The following is a 17,541-nucleotide window of genomic DNA, read 5'->3' on the forward strand; positions in this document are numbered from 1 at the left end:
AGATGATAATTCGTATGAAAAGGGATTTTTTAAGGGGGAATCGAATCGTAAAGGGGAGGATAAATTATGTAAAACATAGGGGGATTTATATGAAAATGAAAAAGGTCGCTATCGCATCGATTACAATTGGTACAATGCTTACTATGGCAGCTTGTAGTCCTTCAGTAGATAAAGAAACGGAAAAGAAAGAGCAAGTAACTGCGCAAAATGATGGAGAAGCAAAAACGACAAGTGCAGATGAAGCGTCAAAAACAACGAAAGATACTGAAAAAGAAACAAATACTTCTTCAAATGAAAAAACAGATAAGGATGCAAAAAATACGAAAGAATCATCAGGAACAGAAAGTAACGGCAAAACGTCAACTCAAAACGAAAATGTAAAAACAAAAGAAAAAGAAACGACAGGAAAAACGAATGATCAAACGACTAGCGGGAAAACAGCAGATCAAAGCACAAGTACAAGCACAAACAATAACGGAAAGACAACGAAAGATCCGAAGAAAAGTGTTGCTGTGAAAACGAACGTTAAAGAAGTTGTAGCATTAATTGATAGCTTGGACAAGCAGTTAGCTGCTAATCCGAAATTGGAAACAGTGAATAAGCTTGGCAAACAAATTAATGAAAAGTGGGATGTGATTGAAAAAGAGCTAGAGGCATCACATCCGACGGATTCTAAAACAATCGGTCAAAGTATGTATCCGTTAATTGTAGGAGCGGAGAAAGAAAAAATCGATATTAATAAAATGAAATCTTTAACGACGAAAACGAAAAAAGATTTAAATCAGTTATTGACGAAACTTTCATAGTTTCAAAAGCCTACTCGTGTGAGTAGGCCTTTTTTAGGTTGTTGTAATGTGCACAGTATAACTTATTTATTTTCATTTTCAATTACGATGCGAAAGGAACTGAATGCTTGTTGACTGATATAATCTTCTTCGCTAACTTTAAAAGGAAATGGAAAAGCGACGAGTTGAAAATTACTTTCCTGATCCACTAAAGGCAATGTGAAATTAAAGATTTGTCTCGTTTCAGGTGCAAGCTTAGTATAAACAACTTTTCTATTGTTAAATATTTCAACTTGTTTCCAATCTTTAAAAGCCACGATTGCGTAAGTCATTTCATCATTTGTTTCATTACCGTTTGATAGAATTAATTGCTTGCCTTCCTTTTCAAAGAAGACAGTTTGTAAATTCTCTTCACGGTTCGTAACAAATACTGGTTCGTAAAGACCGTCTTTTAAAATTGCATCTGGATTTATAAGGGAGAGTTTTATTTTTTCGTTTTCTTTCTGAAGAGGATGTATTGAATATCGCATACTTAGAATATCTTCTAAAATAGCTGCTTTATTTAAGTTATTATCTTTTAATTTGTATTCAGGTTTTTTAATTATTAAAAAGGTTAATTCACTTGCATTAGGAGAAGTGTGTAAAGAGATTTTCGTAGTAATTGAACTGTTTGGTTTCATATCAAAAAAATAGTGTGATATTTCATTAGTAGTATCTTCTATTTTAAAAGGTTTTTGTTCGTAATCTTCTAGAACAATTAATCCATATTTTCGGTTTTCATTAATAGTATGTACGAATGATAATGTTACATTAATTTTATTATCCTCACTAGTAATTGTACTGCCATTGTTAATGTGTTGGCCTTGATTATCCTTCAATCCGTAAGAAATAGTATTGGTTTGTTGCTCTCGTTTATTTTCTATGGAGGGTGGATGAGGTTGTATGATTGAAGTATTGAACAAAATATAAATTGTAAGTAATGAAATAAGTAAAACACCGCTAATAATATATATTTGTTTCATAAATAGCACCTCAATATATGTAAAATATTAGAGAAAAAAGATATGCAAGATGCATATCTTTTTTCTCTTTCTTACCAGAAAGCTTTTGTTTCGTGATTCACATCATTATAACCACTTAATTTATAGGTATGATTACCGATAGCGTAATCATCTCCATAATAAATGCTTGTGTTGGTCGCTGTAGCACTTACAAAGGATGATTTTTTTGCACTATTACTTTTCGTATTTACTAATGAGCCATCGCCATTGAAAGTTCTTGCTTTTGCATAAACATAGTCTTCGGTCGTAGTTGATTTCGATTTAGCAACTGCATATGGGTTACCAAAAAAGGGAGTATATACGCTAATGTTAGAGTCATTCTTAGGTGCAGCTGCAATAGTCAAACTAGGAACACTAGATGTTTTTGTTGATTGAATTGTATCAAAGTCAACTAAAACGGGCTGCTTGTCTACAGTATCGATCTCTGAAGCACTTGCGTTATTAGTAAAACCAAAACCTAAAACCGCTAACCCTAAAGTTGTCACCGATAAAGATTTTTTCATATTCACTAATTTTCCCACCTTTTTAAATTTTTGAGTTCGAACTCAATTCATACAATATATGAAAATTTCGAAACTCTCAATGGTTTATCCCATACTTAACTTTTCTTTTACTTTCGATTCAACATGTCTTCATTTGCAAAAAAGCGAATATATCTTCTAATGCTTAGCCAGCAAGGGATACAGGTTTAATTTTATGAAATTCATGTAAATTTAAATCTATTCATGTCAGAATCTCTGTTATTTTTAAGTTCATATGGGAAACTTATTAAAAAAAGGATGGTGACAAAAATGACAATCGATCGAATTTGTACAATTGGACCCGCAAGTAATAATAAAGAAACATTAGCACAGTTAATAAAGAATGGTATGAAAATTGTTCGACTGAATTTATCGCATGGCACGCATGAAAGTCATAAAGACATCATTCGTTTAGTGAAATCATTAGATGACTCTATTAAATTTTTGGGTGATGTACAAGGACCTAAAATAAGATTAGGTGAAGTGAAGGGAGAGCAAATTACACTTCAGGCAGGAGATTCTTTTATTTTACATACACAACCAGTTACAGGGAGTAATACAGAAGCAAGCGTTGATTATGAAGGAATACCGAATGATGTGAAAGTAGACAGTAGAATTTTAATTAATGATGGAGAAGTTGAATTAATTGTTGAAAAGATAAGTACGGACAAAATAGAAACGAAGGTAAAAACAGGTGGCAATATCTCATCCCATAAAGGAGTTAATTTACCAGGTGCGGCTGTTCGTTTACCAGCTATTACAGAGAAAGATAAAAAAGATATTCAGTTTCTTTTAGAAGAGAATGTTGATTTTATCGCGTGTTCTTTCGTAAGAAAACCTAGTCATATAAAAGAAATACGAGATTTTATACAACAGTATAAAGAAACGTCACCTAATGTAATTGCAAAAATAGAAACGATGGAAGCAATCGAGAATTTTCAGGATATATGTAAAGAAGCAGATGGAATTATGATTGCAAGGGGCGATTTAGGAGTAGAGTTACCGTATCAATGCATTCCGCTTTTACAGAAAATGATGATTCAGGAATGTAATCGAACGAATACATATGTCATTACAGCAACACAAATGCTTCAATCTATGGTAGATCATTCTATTCCAACAAGAGCAGAGGTGACTGATGTGTTTCAAGCTGTACTGGACGGGACGAATGCAGTTATGCTTTCAGCTGAAAGTGCATCAGGAGAACATCCAATCGAAAGTGTGAGAACATTACGTCTCGTTTCAGAATTTGCAGAGCATGTTAAAAAAGATGGACCTTTTGCGATGAAAGATGTACTGGAGTTACTGCATAAATCACTGAATGAGTGATGAATAAAAACACGAGGGCGGATATGCACCCGCCCTCGTGTTTTTCATTCATACTATTCTTGCTCTTGCTCATCCAAAATCTTTTCAAACGCAGCAGATACTTTATCAAACTCTTCATCATTTTCAATGTATGAAAACTCATTATCTTCTTCTACTTTTAAAAAGAAAATATCAATGTCTTCCTCAGTTTCTGTTTGGATATCTTCAACAAAGGCAACTGCAATATATTCTGCACCTTCGACATCCATCGCTCCAAGTACTTCTACTTCTTGCTCTTCGTTATTCTCATCACTAAGAGTAAACACTTCGCCAACTTCAATATCAGACATATTCATTCTCCTCCTGTTCGACTCTAAAAATAGAGCACTCAAACTGTATACATACTAACATATCTTTCCATGAAAAACCAAATTCATACGTAAGAAAACAATTCATTCTTCTTTAGTATGAGTATACAGCTATTAGGAGCATTATTTGTGTGTGCTATATTACTTAATCCATTCAACAATTGTATCCATAGTCTGTCTTGTTTTATCACGTTTTGGATCTTCTTTACGGTAACCAAAGGCAACCATAACTGATACTTCAAGATTATCGCCTTGTATAATGCCTTCTTGACGAAGTAAGGAGTCTACTTTCTCTTTATCGAATCCTTCTATCGGACAAGAATCAATGCCGATTTGAGCTGCGCTCGTCATCATATTACCTAAAGCAATATAAGTTTGTTTAGATGCCCAATCAAATACAGTACGATTGGATTGTAATAAGTTAAAATCTGTTTCCTGGAACTTTTTGAAGAATTCATATCTAATTTTTTGAGTGTCTTCAGGCAATCCAATAATATCGTTCATCATATATTTAATATACTCTGCATCATAATGCATATCTTTAATGTTTCTTGAAAGAACAATGACGAAATGGCTTGCTGTTGCAAGTTGCCCACCAGCGCCCCATGAATACGGTTGTAGTTTTTCTCTTAATTCTTTATTTTGTACGACAATAAATTTCCAAGGTTCATATCCAAAAGAAGAAGGAGATAATCTGCCTGTTTCTAAAATGAATTTAAAATCCTCTTCTGAAATTTTGTGCATAGGATCGAACTCTTTACATGCATGTCTGAAATGAAAAGCCTCCATAATTTTCTCTTTTGTAATTTCGTTTGTATTTGTCATAAAAGTTCCTCTTTTCGTTAATTTATTTTGTAAGTAAATTATATTTTTAAAGTAACATAGATACAAGTACGCACATTTATGTGTTATAGTATCAAAAAAGATACTATTGTTAAGGGAAGGGATTTATTATGGATTGTTCAAATGAAAAAAATATAAATTACCCATTTTTAAATAAATATTCTTGTCCAGTTGAAGCGATGGTAGAGGTGATTGGTGGAAAATGGAAAGGTGTTATTTTGTATCATTTATTAGATGGAAAAAAGAGATTTAATGAATTAAAAAGATTAAAACCTAATATCACACAAAGAATGTTAACACTTCAGCTTAGAGAACTTGAAGCAGATGGCATCATACATCGTGAAGTATACCGTGAAGTGCCACCTAAAGTAGAATATTCGTTAACCGATCTTGGTGAATCACTACGTCCAGTGATTCTATTAATGATGGAATGGGCAACTCATAATATGGAGAAAGTTTTGGAGAGTAGGGATACGAAAAATAATAATTAAGAGTTGAAATTAGTATAGACGAGATATGTGAAATAGTTGTAGAAATAAAAGGTGTTTCCATACGTGAAAACACCTTTTATTTCTATATTTTTACTTTTTAACTTCAACTGCTGAAGTTGGAAAGTTATTTAAGTTTGCAATTTGGCCATACCAATCAGCGTGTTTAAAAACAACACCTTTTCCATATCCGTCCGTTGAAGTACGTTCCCATAGCGTTGTTGAATAGCTAGCAGTGGGGGATGCTGTACGTACAGAAACAATTTGATTTTGCCAACTAGCAGACAAGTTTTTATAACCGCTACTTAGAGAAAAATACTCGCTACCTTGATTTGTGTGTTTATAGAAGTCTGTACTACCAGGTCCGCTTCCACCAACACCAAGGGGAGTGATTGAATTATTCAACCTTTGTTTATCTTTTTCAATAAAAGACTCTAAACTTTCTTTGCTCGAAAATCCATAAGATAACCAGTCTCCATTTTGATTTTGTTTCGGTAGAACTAATGTTATTTTTACGTCTTTCTTTGATGGAGCACTCAATTTGTTAAACGAATCAACAGTCTTTTCATCTACAGTTACATATTCGAAAGAGGAAATCGAATAATCCTTTTCGGTACTAGCTGATACTAATCCCACTCCTCCAGTTAACGACGAAACAGTTAATAATGCACCTGCTATCAACTTTTTAAGCATGGATTCATCTCCTTAAAACTTAGATTTTTTACATAACTAAAATGTATGTTAATTTGAATGTTTTATAAATATTTAGAAATTTATAAAAATTAAACAGAATATTCTTTTATTATTCTGGAGTAAGGAAAGTAATTAAAAATGAAAAAAGGTTTACTTAAAAAGTAAATCCTTTTTGCTGACCTATTTCAAAACTCAATGGATTAAAGTTTCATTTTATCCATCTATGAATCATAAACTTCTTTTGCATTCGTAGAAGCAGCATCTAATATAAGGAAAATGGCTGCTATAATATGTAGAACGATTACTATATAAGGAAAGAAGGCAACTAGAGTAACGATAATGCCGATATAATGAGGGTACGTATTCATGTCTACTTTTTTAGCTAATAAAATAGTAGTGATATGCAACACAATCAATAGAAGTAAAGGTATCCCATATAGGTTAACGTGACTTAGAAATAAATAATAACAGGGAAGTAATAAAAGATGATAGATCCCTGTAGTCCACTTTAGTGCTTGGATGTAGGTTTTCAAAGTTAATCCTCCTAAAACAATTCATATCTATATATTGCCAAAAATAATGAATAATTTGATATTATATATTTGTAGCTTTGAGTAGATTATAATTATTTTATGTAAACTAATTATAATCTATAAAATAGAAAAACCACCCAAACGAGGGTGGTTCGTATTATAAATGACTACTTAAAGAAGAAATCGGAACCTTTACCTCACTACCTTCCTTCATATTCCGCAACACAACAGTGTTTGTACTAAGTTCGTCTTCCCCAATAATAAGCACATAAGGGATATTTTCTTTATTGGCATAATTAAGGGCGCGTTTTAATTTGCGTCCTGCTAGTTCAAGTTCGACTTTTAAGGAAGTGGTGGAACGTAATTGCTGGGCAATTTGTAAGCATTGTAATTCTGTCCCGAGCGGGATGATAAATAGATCCGCTGTAGATGAGATTGTTTCTTTCTGCGATAGTGCTGCATAAATAACGTCTAAACCGAATGAGATACCGACTGTTGGATAGTTCATACTATCACCACGGAATGCTCCGATAATGTTATCGTAACGGCCGCCGCTACCTATGCTAGATGTAATTGAGCCATCTTTTAGGAAGATTTCATATACAGTACCTGTGTACATTGTCAGTCCTCTTGCTAAAAACGGATTGAATATCGTATTTTCATTTATTCCGAGAGCGATTAAATATTGCTGTAATTGTTGCAATTCGTTTACTCCATCGGCAACGAGTTGGTTATTGAAAGCTTCTTTAAAGTCAGCTATTGTAAGCTTTAGACAAGATAATACAGTATTACATATTGTATCAGCCATTTCTTCAGAAATTCCGCGCTCTAATACATCTTTTCGTACACCATCAATCCCAATCTTTTCGATTTTGTCTAATGATAAAATGACGTCATTTGTTAATTCAGTAGGGATGTTAATGGCCTGAAGAATACCATTTAACAATTTTCGGTTATTATATTGAATCGTTATCTCTAAGTTTAATGTTCGGAACAGCTCAAACGCCATGCTCATGAGTTCCGCTTCAGCCATGACTGATTCTACACCGACAATATCAACGTCGCATTGTATAAATTCACGAAATCTTCCTTGTTTAATTGGCCCATTTCGAAATACTTTCCCAATTTCATAACGTTTAAAAGGGAGGCGGAGGTTCGGATTCATTGCCACAACTTTTGCGAATGGAATAGTTAAATCGTATCGTAAGGCGAGCTCACGTTTTCCTTGATCTTGAAGTGTATATATTTCTTTTAATATTTCATCACCACCGCCGTACTTGTAAGACATAAGCTCATACATATTTAACGTCGGCGTTTCTAAAGGTTTGCATCCGTATCGTTCAAACGTATCTTCACAAGCTCTTTTAATTTTATTTCGCAGCACTTGTTCCTCTGGTAAATAGTCTTTCGTTCCTTTTACATTTCTCATTTCCATTGTAATCACTCCTTTTTAAATTAAAAAAAGCTATGTGAGTATAAAAATACCCACATAGCTTTATGAACGCTTCGTGGGTCAACAGGAAAAGCCCTGTACCCACGAAGAAAAATTTTTCTTCGGATACACGGCGTTACGTATGATGATGAAGTTGGAAAGAAGTATTAAAATTTCGCATTACAAATCTCTCCTTAACATAAGTTTTTCCAAATTATATCAGATGATTTTTGAATTATCAATATTTTTAGTTTTGAAATATACGTGAAGTTATGTAGGAGAAATGGAAAAGGGTGTATAATAAAACTTAATAATATGAAATAACCTTTTAAGGAGAACGTTATGAAAAAAGATAAAACAAATGCGATGCGAATATTAGATAAAGAAAAAATTGAATATTCGATGATGTCATATGATCCAGACGATGGGAAAATTGATGGCGTATCAGTAGCCGAGAAAATTGGACGAGAAGTGAGAGAAGTATATAAAACGTTAATCGCTCAAGGGAATAGTAAAAATTATCATGTGTTTATTATTCCGGTAGATGAGGAACTAAATTTAAAAGCTGCCGCAAAAGCAGTAAGTGAAAAGAAAATTGAAATGATTCCTGTTAAAGATATTACGAAAGTGTCAGGATACATTCGCGGCGGTTGTTCACCAGTTGGAATGAAAAAGCTATTTTCTACATGTATTGATGAAAGTGCCCAATCACTTGAAACGATGATAGTGAGTGGCGGGAAAATTGGTATACAAATTGAGCTTAAAGTAGAGGACTTGGCGAAGGTGACGAGAGCGCAGTTTGGTGAGGTAACGAAGTAATGATACATAGGAAAAGAAGTTCTAGTTTTATCCCGCTATTTGCCGGGCAGTAAGACCCTCATCTCAAATTTCAGCGGAAGCAAAGAAATTAGGTGGGGATCAACTGCCCGTAAAAGCCCGATTGGTGAGGGTTGATTAAAGTTTCACTTTATTGAATTTAGATAATAATTTATAGGATAGTTAGTCCGTTATGGGGCTGATTATCCTATTTTATTTACAAACTGGATAAAGATTGAATGTTTAGTTTGATATAGGCATGTAATCTGAATTGTTTGTTTGGCTTTGGGAGAAGGTAAATCCTCGATGCAAGAACTTGAAATAAACAAGCAGGGTTTATTCTTAAAGATAGACAAAGAACAGGAGAGTGTTTTAATGAGGAGTCAAGAAATATCCATAAGAAAGCACAAATTGGGGGATGCCAGTATTTTTGAAAAAACACGCTAATAGTATGCAAGATTTTATACAGTTTTTTGGCTAATCCAGTAACAAACAAGAGCACTAAAACCACGTTAGGATAGGAATGTATATAATATGTATAGATTCATAGAACTAAAAAAGGGTTCACTTGTGAGAGCAGGGTTGTCCTTTTTCCTCGCTAACGCTAATGATGGGTTATGTTAACCTCATATGTATAGAATATACAGTTAACTAAAAATGAAAAGTTTACAATTAAAAATGAACAATAAAAAACAGTAATGTAAAATCACTACTGTTTTTTATTGTTTCTTATAAGTGAATCATTTGTACTCCTGTCTATATAATTTAAACGAATAAATAGCTCCAATAAAGAATACAAAAGCTTCAAATAATATAAAGATTTGACGGAAATTCTCAATATCTTTACCAACTAAAGAAATAAATATAGCATTCATTAGAATTTGAGTAGTAAACATACGAGAAGTAATTTTTAAATAAATAGTATTTGTTCTTTCAACCGGTTTACCAATTTTTTTGTAAATAATAATAAGTGCAATTACTGAACCCAAAAATAGAAGTGCTGTAAGTCCTACAACGATATTAAAATTGGCTGTACTTTCTAACATCCATTTATTTAATAGATCAATCATTATTATCTTCCTTTCCTACATAAGAGAATATTTTGTTCTTCTTTTTCACTATAATAAAAAAAGGAAAAAGAAAACATCGAACTTTCTTACAAACATTCGTGTATTCTTACAGTTTTGTCATTTTGTAAATGTATTCATCGCCCTGTTTTTCACTATTTTCTTTGGAAAACATAGTGAATTACGAGAAAGGGCGCTACAAAATCAACTTCCGAGAACAAAAATTATGTAAATAAGCTGTTCACTGGATTCTCGTAGAAAACTGTGGTGAGATAAAATTTTTGATTTTGTAGCACTTTAAAATCTTAGCTAGAGGGCTATTTATCGGTATCCCACAATAAAAAGGCAGGAACATATCAAATATGCTCCTGCCTTTGATTTTATTAAGTTTAATATCTATGACCTAAATATAATAGAATTTGGAGCTTCTTTTTATTTTAAGTAAATTGGGTAATTAGACTATAACATTAATGTTTATCGTTGAATATAATAATAATATAATGGAGGTGATGTTATATGGCTCTTACTACAGGACCAATTGAAAACGTAGGAAATCAACCTGCTAATGCAAATAGAGTTAGGGTGAAAATCCTTAACCGTACTGCGGGCCCACTTACTGGAGTAGCTAGAGTTTTTAGACTTGACGGTTCATTAGTATTAATTGAACAGGTAAACTTCAATGTGAATTCTAATGCTTCTACTTTTGCAACTCTAAGTTTAGTTCATCCTACTTTTGGACAAGCATTTGAATATGAAGTTCAAATTGTTCCTAATCAACCTGGTGGACTATATAGTGTTTATGGACTAACAGCTGAAAATGTTATTATTACTGCACAACGTGTTGTGAACGCAGAATTGACACAGTTTCTTTAATTAAAATAGATTGGTGCCTACATGGTATCCAATCTATTTTTGTGCGTATTATTCAGGGAAAGAAAGGTTTTACACAAAAATAAAGACAGTTATGGAAAAGGGAAAAGTCGAGCTATCATCTTGATTTTTATTATTTCTGTCTTAGATTGTATCTGTTTTGTGGCACGGTTTTCTTTGAATGCATTTTATTCAAACTGTTTTTTAAAGTATTTATCAAATATGCATTATTGCATAAATAAATTTAAATTTATAAGTTAATATTAAACTACTTTTAAATTGTAAAGAATATTTTAATAATCTTTATAGGAGAAGGATATTTCTTGTTAAAAGTGAAATTGTTTGGAATGTGAATAAATAAAAAGTTTAGAAGTGATACAGACTGGATAGAGTCTTGTATTAAATAAACAGAAAAGGGGTAGGGGTTTCTAAAAGGTTTCGGGAGTTAGAAAGCATTTTTTAGTGAATAGCTTCAAATTATATTTTAAAGGGGAAATGGGTATATGAAGTTTCGAAATACAAAGCTTGCTATGATTACACTGTCTTCATTTTTTATTTTAGGTTCTGCATCTCTATCATTCACAGATACTATACACGGTGAAGTAGCTTCTGCATCAGCACAAGAGATTATTGTGAAAAATTATGACGATACATATTATAATAACGCAATAGGAAAAACGGGTTTAGAATTAAAGAAGGAACTGCATAATATTATTGATAATCATACAAAGCTATCATACAGTGCGGTTTGGGAAGCGCTAAGAGATACTGATGAGGACCCAAATAATAAAAATAATGTGATACTCTTATATACTGGTCGTTCGCAAGGGAAACTTACGAATGGATCAGGAGTAAATAACTGGAACCGAGAGCATGTTTGGGCAAAATCTCACGGTGACTTTGGAACGACTGCAGGACCTGGAACAGATCTACATCATTTAAGAGCGACGGATGTATCTGTAAATAGTTCACGTGGAAATCTAGATTTTGATAATGGTGGTGTGAATCATTCTGAAGCGACAGAGTGTAAATATGATAGTGATTCTTGGGAACCTCGTGATAGTGTAAAAGGAGATATTGCTAGAATGCTGTTTTATATGGCTGTTCGTTACGAGGGAGACAACGGCGAAATAGATTTAGAACTGAATGAAAAAGTAAATAACAATAAAGATCCATACATGGGGAAACTATCTGTCTTATTAAAATGGAATGAACAAGACCCGGTCGATGATTTAGAGCGAAAGCGTAATGAAGTGATTTTTACAAAATATCAACATAACCGCAATCCTTTTATTGATCATCCTGAATGGGTAAATAAAATCTGGAACTAAGATCTTTAAAGGTATTATATTTTGATAAAAGGGATTGATCATTATGATCAATCCCTTCTTATATTTTTACTAGAATAAATGATTTTTATAGGACTAGTGAGGGAAATAGAATAGATATTTATATGGAACGATAGTACTTATTTATCAAGTTAAGTATTTAGTAAGGTCCCCACTCAATATTCACCCCAACAATAAGAAAAACAAGTCCTATGATAAACCAAATGAGTGCAAGTGGAGCCATGAAACGAATCCATTTTCCATAAGAAATCCCGCTTGCTGCGAGAACGCCCATTAAAACACCGGAAGTTGGATTAAGGCAGTTTACTACACCCTCGCCGAGCATAACAGCCTGTACTGTAACTTGGCGTGTAATGTGCATGAAATCAGCTAATGGAGCTAATATCGGAATAAAAATAACCGATTCTCCTGTCCCGGATGAAATAAGGAAATGTAATGCAGCACTACTTACGTACATACCGATAACGCCAAATACAGGGCTTTGTCCTTCAAGAGACTGTGCGAGCTGGTTAACGATTGTATCAAGTAATTTTCCTTGTTCTAAAATGACTGAAATACAGCGAGCCATTCCGACGATTAAAGCACCATATATGAGATTTTGGCAGCCCGCTAGAAAAGTAGAAGCGATATCGTTTGCTTTCATGCCACCTATTATTCCGGCTGTAATTGCTATGAAAATAAAAGTAGCGGTCATTTCTGCGTCCGTCCAATGTAGACGAAAAGCGCCTATTAAAAATGCAATTAATGATAAAGCTGAAACGAGTAAAATTAATTTATGACGTATCGTCCAAGGAACTTCTTTTTTCTCTGCTTCCTTTTCGCTTGAAAGAGCGTTACTTGGAAACCAGTTATCGCCAAGAATGCTTCCTTTATTCGATTTTTTCAAGCGCTTTACATACCAATTAATATAAAGGATAGTGGCAAGTAAAAAAGATATATAGATAGCTGTGCGTAAACCAATTCCCGAAAACATCGGAAGTTCTGCGATCTTTTGTGAAATGCCTAAAGGTGAGGGGGATAAAATAGTAGCGTTAAAACCAGTATAAGTGCCTAAATAAATAATTGCTACACCGACGATAGCGTCCCATTTTAATGTGCGTGCAACGATGATACCGATGGGGATAAAACCGATAACTGAATTAACGATAATGCCAGTCGTTCCGAGAATAGAAAAAAGTGCGGCAACGATACAAATGAAAAGTAATTGCTGATTACGAAATTTGTTAATAACATGATAGATTAAACCGTTAAGAGCACCTGTTTTTTCAAGAATGGCAATGGCACCGCCTGTAAATAAAATTAAAAAGATGATCGGAGCAGCAAGTGTCATTCCTTTTTCAATAGCGGTAAAAAAAGAAACAAATCCTACAGGTGATTGCGGAACAGAATGATAGCTTCCCGGTATTGTCGTTGTAACGGTCCCGTTTGTAACTCTTTTAAATTCTCCAGCAGGAACGAAATACGTAGCAATGGCGCAAAGTAAGGCAATAAAAAATAGTAGTACGTACGCATCAGGCATTTTAAACTTTTGTTTACTAGGTTGTTTTTTTGCCTCAGTTTGTATTTGCATAAAATTCCTCCTTCTTCACTTTATTAATTTTAATATTCTGAATTCAATCTGTGAAATAGATTATAATAAAGGTAGCTTCTTAAGGCAATAGTTTTTGTATCCTTTTCCCGTACATACAAATTATTGCAATATTAGACAGGGAAACGATAATAAGCCAAGAATATGTTATGTAGAAAGAAAAAGGAAAAGAGGGAACAAGATGTGGAAAACTACAGATCTATGTGATGAGTTTGAAAAGGAATTACAAATATGTCGCCAGTCTTTTCGGTCTTTTGGGAAGAAAGAACAATTCCACGGGAAAATTGCAACTGTAAAAGTGAAAGATGATAATGTACTAGTGAAGGAAGGATTGCAAACATTACCAGAAGGAACAGTATTAGTTGTTGATGGCGGAGCGTCTAGGAATTGTGCGTTACTTGGTGATAATTTGGCAGCTATTGCGGAAGAAAGAAAGCTAGCAGGAATTATTGTGAATGGGTATGTTCGTGATTCTAGTGAACTAAAGAATATTAATATTGGTATTTTAGCGTTAGGGACAATGCCAAATAGAAGTGTGAAAGAAGGAAAAGGAGAACGAAATATTTCATTGCATTTTGGACAAGTGGATTGGAATCCAAATGAATATGTTTATGCGGATGAAGATGGCGTCATTATTAGTGAAAAGAGTTTACATAGTTAAGAGTTAATAAGTTATTATTCTTAGAAAATAAATCCGATAAAGCATGGACAAAATTCTTTGTCAATAGTAAAATAATACAGAAATTTAAAATTTACAGAATGTATAGGTTTATCTTTTTACGATAACTTAAATGGGAGTAAGTTGTGCCAAGAAAAGTGAATGTTATCACAATGATACGTTCATAAACAAAATTATTTTTCCTATACAAATATAGCCGCGAATAATGCGGGTAGGAGGTGTTGTACATTTTTGTTCGACACTTACAAAAAGAGAGTGTCAATCGCACGCCCTTGAAGGGCCTTTTTTTGTGTAAATGGTAGTAAGGGAGGAAATTTTGGGATGGCAATGTTGAAAAAGTGGCTGCTTACGTCGTTAATGGCAGTGACACTTGTATTTGTTTCTTTTGCGAATACAGTACATATTACGTTTGCTGAAGAAAATACAGCAAAACTTGCAATTATTGGGGAATCACAAAAAGGCATTATGTTATGTCCGAAAGAAGAGCAAATTAAAGATGGGGAAACAGCTTTAAGTTTGCTGCAAAAGGTCATGGGGGACAAGGTAGAATCTGAAACGATGTCGTTTGGAACATATGTAAAAGGCATCGATGGTTTAATGGCCGGGGCTACAAGTGCTTGGCTGTATGATGTAAATGATAAGTCTGCAGAAGTCGGAGCAGATAGTTATAAATTAAAATCTGGAGATGTTGTTGTCTTTCGCTTTGTTTCAGACTGGAGCAATATAAGCCAGGAAACATTGAAAGAAACGTTAGATAAGTTCGGGACGTGTAAAACAGAAGAACCTAACGGTGGCAAAACAGAAGAACCAAAACCAGAAGGTCAAGACGGTAAAACACCAGATGGGAAAAATCAAGGTGACCAAGACGGTAAAACGCCAGATGGGAAAAACCAAGGTAATCAAGACGGTGAAAAACCAGATGGGAAAAACCAAGGTGATCAAGACGGTGAAAAACCAGATGGGAAAAACCAAGGTGACCAAGACGGTGAAAAACCAGATGGGAAAAACCAAGGTGACCAAGACGGTAAAACGCCAAATGGGGAAAAACCAGAACAACCACAGCAAGAGAACATTCAAGTTCCAAGTGCACAATTAAATGAAGCCATTTCTAAAACATCAGACAAGATGTTACAAGATGGAATTGAAAGTGATTGGGTAGCTGTAGCGCTTTCTCGTTCTGGAAAGAATGTGCCAATTGAGGCAAAATTAAATTATGTTAAGTCAGTAACTGAAAAAGTAGAAAAGCGCATTAATCGTTTTTCAGCGACAGATTTAGCTAGAACAATTATTATGATGAATGCAATGAGTGCAGACCCTAAAAATGTAGGTGGACATAATTTAGTTCAAAAATTGTATGAGTCAGATAAAGTGAATTCTGTTACAGGTTATGCATTTGCTTTACTTGCATTTGATACGAAGAAGTATGAGATTCCAGTTGAATCAAAATGGAACAGAGTTGCTCTAGTGGAAGCACTGTTAAATAATCAGCATACAGACGGTGGATGGACTTATAATAGTTCAGGTAGTAAAGATAGTGCGAGTAGCGTTGATGTAACAGGTATGGTTTTATCAGCATTAGCTCCTTATCAAGAGCGATCAGATGTGAAACCAGCTATACAAAAAGCTGTTGCGTATTTATATAACGAACAGCTGCAAAATGGCGGTTTTTCAGCTGATGGACAAGAAAATTCAAATAGTACTGCGCAAGCAATTATTGGATTATCGCTTGTTAAAGATGTAGATCAAAATCGTCTTCATAAGGCAATGCAAAACCTATTATCATATCAACTTTCAAATGGTGAATTTAAATGGTTACCAAGTGATCAAAATGGTAACGGAATGGCTACAGAACAGGCTCTTTTAGCATTACTTCAATTTAAGGAAATGGGAAAATCTATTTATGATTGGTCTAATGTAGACGCTGGTGATGTAATTAAGCCAAAACCGATTGAAGAGCCAGAAAAGGTCGTTGAACCAGAAAATAATGTAGTAGAAAAAGAAGTTACTGAAGAACCGAAAGAACAAGACCAAGTACAACAAGAAACAAAAGATGAAAATCTAAAAGTAGTTGTAGATAACGAACCGGTTAAGAATAAAAAAATCGGAAACGGTAACAGTCTACCAAAAACAGGAGCATCTTCTCATAGTGCAGCAACAGAAGTAGGTATGGGTGTATTATGTATTGCTTCTGCATATGTATTATGGAGACGTAAAGCAGCTTAACAAAAAATTAGGAGCAAATATTTGCTCCTAATTTTCGTATGAAAGGTGAGAGATAGGATGAGTAAGGTGAAATGGTTCATTTCTTTACTGCTTTCGCTCGGGCTACTTGCCGGATGTGAAGAGGCAGCTGTAAAGCCTGAGAAGAAGGTAGAACCGAAGCAAGAAGAGGTAGCGAAACAAGAAGAACAAAAAGATGAAGCGAAGCCGGAAGAAAAAACAGAAGAAAAGCAAGCTGAATCAGAGCAAAAGCAGCAAGAAGAGCAGAAAGAGAAACAAGAACAAAAAGTAGAAGAGAAGCCGAAAGAGGAAAAGCCGCAGGCACAATCAGAGGTAAAGAAAGAAGAGAAACAACAGGAACAACCGAAAGAGCAACCTGCTGTAAATAAGCAACCAGAGCAGCAACAAGTACAAGAAGAGAAACAACAACCGAAAGCACCAGAAGTAAAAGAAGAAGCAAAGGTTGTGAATCAGCCGAAAGAAACACCGAAGCAGGAGCAAAAAGTTGATCCGAATAAAGAGGAGAAAACGATACCGACTCCGGCAGTACCAAAACCTGAACCACCAAAACCAGATCCAGTACCAGTACCGAAACCGCAAGCAAAACAAGTAACAATCTCGGTAAAAGGAAATAACGGATATATAATGGGTGCGAAAAAGATGGATGTACAAGATGGCGATACTGTGTATAAAGTATTACAACGTACAGGATTAGATGTTGATGCAAGCGGATCTAGAGATAGTATTTATGTAAAAGGTATTAATGATTTATATGAAAAAGATATTGCGGATACTAGTGGATGGAAATATCGTGTGAACGGTGCTTTTCCAAACCATAGTGCTGGTGTAGCTACGGTAAAACCAGGAGATACAATTGAGTGGGTATACGTATTACAATAAGAAAGGCATTCGGTAAAGGG

Annotated in this window: 19 protein-coding genes; 10 read left to right on the plus strand and 9 right to left on the minus strand. The window is 34.2% G+C overall.

What is annotated here, in order from left to right; genetic code table 11:
- The first annotated feature begins 89 nt into the window (after window positions 1–89).
- Window positions 90–806, plus strand: coding sequence for a hypothetical protein (locus AU379_RS07595; RefSeq protein WP_000782566.1), 717 nt, complete (start codon window positions 90–92; stop codon window positions 804–806).
- Between the two features lie 62 nt (window positions 807–868).
- Here the strand turns inward: AU379_RS07595 and AU379_RS07600 are convergent, their stop codons facing one another.
- Both AU379_RS07600 and AU379_RS07605 read right to left on the minus strand, forming a co-directional pair.
- Entirely contained in the window at window positions 869–1,807 is a 939-nt protein-coding gene (locus tag AU379_RS07600) for a hypothetical protein (protein WP_061139076.1), read from the minus strand.
- 71 nt (window positions 1,808–1,878) lie between these two features.
- Window positions 1,879–2,355 carry a hypothetical protein gene (locus AU379_RS07605; protein WP_001056346.1) on the minus strand — a complete coding sequence of 159 codons (477 nt, stop codon included), beginning with the start codon at window positions 2,353–2,355 and terminating at the stop codon, window positions 1,879–1,881.
- Window positions 2,356–2,637: 282 nt separating this feature from the next.
- Between AU379_RS07605 and AU379_RS07610 the strand changes: the two genes are divergently transcribed.
- The gene (locus AU379_RS07610; protein WP_061139077.1) at window positions 2,638–3,696 is read left to right on the plus strand and encodes a pyruvate kinase; all 1,059 of its coding nucleotides are present in this window, start codon (window positions 2,638–2,640) and stop codon (window positions 3,694–3,696) included.
- A 53-nt stretch (window positions 3,697–3,749) separates the two neighbouring features.
- Here the strand turns inward: AU379_RS07610 and AU379_RS07615 are convergent, their stop codons facing one another.
- The gene (locus AU379_RS07615; RefSeq protein ID WP_002005464.1) at window positions 3,750–4,031 is read right to left on the minus strand and encodes a DUF1292 domain-containing protein; all 282 of its coding nucleotides are present in this window, start codon (window positions 4,029–4,031) and stop codon (window positions 3,750–3,752) included.
- A gap of 153 nt (window positions 4,032–4,184) precedes the next feature.
- The gene (locus AU379_RS07620; RefSeq protein WP_025966656.1) at window positions 4,185–4,868 is read right to left on the minus strand and encodes an NAD(P)H-dependent oxidoreductase; all 684 of its coding nucleotides are present in this window, start codon (window positions 4,866–4,868) and stop codon (window positions 4,185–4,187) included.
- 128 nt (window positions 4,869–4,996) lie between these two features.
- Between AU379_RS07620 and AU379_RS07625 the strand changes: the two genes are divergently transcribed.
- Window positions 4,997–5,377, plus strand: coding sequence for a winged helix-turn-helix transcriptional regulator (locus AU379_RS07625; RefSeq protein WP_000340642.1), 381 nt, complete (start codon window positions 4,997–4,999; stop codon window positions 5,375–5,377).
- A gap of 90 nt (window positions 5,378–5,467) precedes the next feature.
- On the opposite strand, the gene AU379_RS07630 is transcribed toward AU379_RS07625, so the two are convergent.
- From AU379_RS07630 to AU379_RS07640, 3 genes are all read right to left on the minus strand, one after another.
- Entirely contained in the window at window positions 5,468–6,067 is a 600-nt protein-coding gene (locus tag AU379_RS07630; RefSeq protein WP_000914244.1) for a hypothetical protein, read from the minus strand.
- Window positions 6,068–6,288: 221 nt separating this feature from the next.
- Entirely contained in the window at window positions 6,289–6,600 is a 312-nt protein-coding gene (locus tag AU379_RS07635; RefSeq protein ID WP_061139078.1) for a hypothetical protein, read from the minus strand.
- A 157-nt stretch (window positions 6,601–6,757) separates the two neighbouring features.
- The gene (locus AU379_RS07640) at window positions 6,758–8,035 is read right to left on the minus strand and encodes a histidine--tRNA ligase (RefSeq protein WP_061139079.1); all 1,278 of its coding nucleotides are present in this window, start codon (window positions 8,033–8,035) and stop codon (window positions 6,758–6,760) included.
- A gap of 339 nt (window positions 8,036–8,374) precedes the next feature.
- On the opposite strand from AU379_RS07640, the gene ybaK reads away from it, so the two are divergent.
- Window positions 8,375–8,851, plus strand: a complete 477-nt coding sequence (ybaK, locus tag AU379_RS07645) for a Cys-tRNA(Pro) deacylase (protein ID WP_000710861.1) — start codon at window positions 8,375–8,377, stop codon at window positions 8,849–8,851.
- A 303-nt stretch (window positions 8,852–9,154) separates the two neighbouring features.
- Window positions 9,155–9,295, plus strand: coding sequence for a hypothetical protein (locus AU379_RS30500; RefSeq protein ID WP_001156924.1), 141 nt, complete (start codon window positions 9,155–9,157; stop codon window positions 9,293–9,295).
- 293 nt (window positions 9,296–9,588) lie between these two features.
- Here the strand turns inward: AU379_RS30500 and AU379_RS07650 are convergent, their stop codons facing one another.
- The gene (locus tag AU379_RS07650; RefSeq protein ID WP_000566272.1) at window positions 9,589–9,918 is read right to left on the minus strand and encodes a hypothetical protein; all 330 of its coding nucleotides are present in this window, start codon (window positions 9,916–9,918) and stop codon (window positions 9,589–9,591) included.
- 513 nt (window positions 9,919–10,431) lie between these two features.
- Between AU379_RS07650 and AU379_RS07655 the strand changes: the two genes are divergently transcribed.
- Both AU379_RS07655 and AU379_RS07660 read left to right on the plus strand, forming a co-directional pair.
- Window positions 10,432–10,788: a hypothetical protein gene (locus AU379_RS07655; protein ID WP_001229425.1), complete on the plus strand. Its 357-nt coding sequence runs from the start codon at window positions 10,432–10,434 to the stop codon at window positions 10,786–10,788.
- A 500-nt stretch (window positions 10,789–11,288) separates the two neighbouring features.
- Window positions 11,289–12,116, plus strand: a complete 828-nt coding sequence (locus AU379_RS07660; protein WP_000672200.1) for an endonuclease — start codon at window positions 11,289–11,291, stop codon at window positions 12,114–12,116.
- 157 nt (window positions 12,117–12,273) lie between these two features.
- Here AU379_RS07660 and AU379_RS07665 read toward each other — a convergent pair whose 3' ends face one another.
- Entirely contained in the window at window positions 12,274–13,704 is a 1,431-nt protein-coding gene (locus AU379_RS07665) for an SLC13 family permease (RefSeq protein ID WP_061139080.1), read from the minus strand.
- 199 nt (window positions 13,705–13,903) lie between these two features.
- Between AU379_RS07665 and rraA the strand changes: the two genes are divergently transcribed.
- The 3 genes from rraA to AU379_RS07680 all read left to right on the plus strand — a co-directional run bounded on the left by rraA (window position 13,904) and on the right by AU379_RS07680 (window position 17,521).
- On the plus strand, window positions 13,904–14,383 hold the full coding sequence (gene rraA, locus AU379_RS07670) for a ribonuclease E activity regulator RraA (RefSeq protein WP_000266033.1): 480 nt from the start codon (window positions 13,904–13,906) through the stop codon (window positions 14,381–14,383).
- A gap of 339 nt (window positions 14,384–14,722) precedes the next feature.
- Entirely contained in the window at window positions 14,723–16,624 is a 1,902-nt protein-coding gene (locus AU379_RS07675; RefSeq protein ID WP_061139081.1) for a DUF4430 domain-containing protein, read from the plus strand.
- A gap of 57 nt (window positions 16,625–16,681) precedes the next feature.
- Window positions 16,682–17,521 carry a DUF4430 domain-containing protein gene (locus AU379_RS07680; protein ID WP_000048895.1) on the plus strand — a complete coding sequence of 280 codons (840 nt, stop codon included), beginning with the start codon at window positions 16,682–16,684 and terminating at the stop codon, window positions 17,519–17,521.
- The last annotated feature ends 20 nt before the right edge of the window (window positions 17,522–17,541 follow it).

The organism is Bacillus sp. JH7 (assembly GCF_001563515.1).
GTDB classification, from domain to species: domain Bacteria; phylum Bacillota; class Bacilli; order Bacillales; family Bacillaceae_G; genus Bacillus_A; species Bacillus_A cereus.

Coding starts and splice junctions, on each gene's coding strand:
- AU379_RS07595 (WP_000782566.1), top strand. CDS start 90: ATGAAAATGAAAAAGGTCGCTATCGCATCGATTACAATTGGTACAATG.
- AU379_RS07600 (WP_061139076.1), bottom strand. CDS start 1,807: ATGAAACAAATATATATTATTAGCGGTGTTTTACTTATTTCATTACTT.
- AU379_RS07610 (WP_061139077.1), top strand. CDS start 2,638: ATGACAATCGATCGAATTTGTACAATTGGACCCGCAAGTAATAATAAA.
- AU379_RS07615 (WP_002005464.1), bottom strand. CDS start 4,031: ATGAATATGTCTGATATTGAAGTTGGCGAAGTGTTTACTCTTAGTGAT.
- AU379_RS07620 (WP_025966656.1), bottom strand. CDS start 4,868: ATGACAAATACAAACGAAATTACAAAAGAGAAAATTATGGAGGCTTTT.
- AU379_RS07625 (WP_000340642.1), top strand. CDS start 4,997: ATGGATTGTTCAAATGAAAAAAATATAAATTACCCATTTTTAAATAAA.
- AU379_RS07630 (WP_000914244.1), bottom strand. CDS start 6,067: ATGCTTAAAAAGTTGATAGCAGGTGCATTATTAACTGTTTCGTCGTTA.
- AU379_RS07640 (WP_061139079.1), bottom strand. CDS start 8,035: ATGGAAATGAGAAATGTAAAAGGAACGAAAGACTATTTACCAGAGGAA.
- ybaK (WP_000710861.1), top strand. CDS start 8,375: ATGAAAAAAGATAAAACAAATGCGATGCGAATATTAGATAAAGAAAAA.
- AU379_RS30500 (WP_001156924.1), top strand. CDS start 9,155: ATGCAAGAACTTGAAATAAACAAGCAGGGTTTATTCTTAAAGATAGAC.
- AU379_RS07650 (WP_000566272.1), bottom strand. CDS start 9,918: ATGATTGATCTATTAAATAAATGGATGTTAGAAAGTACAGCCAATTTT.
- AU379_RS07655 (WP_001229425.1), top strand. CDS start 10,432: ATGGCTCTTACTACAGGACCAATTGAAAACGTAGGAAATCAACCTGCT.
- AU379_RS07660 (WP_000672200.1), top strand. CDS start 11,289: ATGAAGTTTCGAAATACAAAGCTTGCTATGATTACACTGTCTTCATTT.
- AU379_RS07665 (WP_061139080.1), bottom strand. CDS start 13,704: ATGCAAATACAAACTGAGGCAAAAAAACAACCTAGTAAACAAAAGTTT.
- rraA (WP_000266033.1), top strand. CDS start 13,904: ATGTGGAAAACTACAGATCTATGTGATGAGTTTGAAAAGGAATTACAA.
- AU379_RS07675 (WP_061139081.1), top strand. CDS start 14,723: ATGGCAATGTTGAAAAAGTGGCTGCTTACGTCGTTAATGGCAGTGACA.
- AU379_RS07680 (WP_000048895.1), top strand. CDS start 16,682: ATGAGTAAGGTGAAATGGTTCATTTCTTTACTGCTTTCGCTCGGGCTA.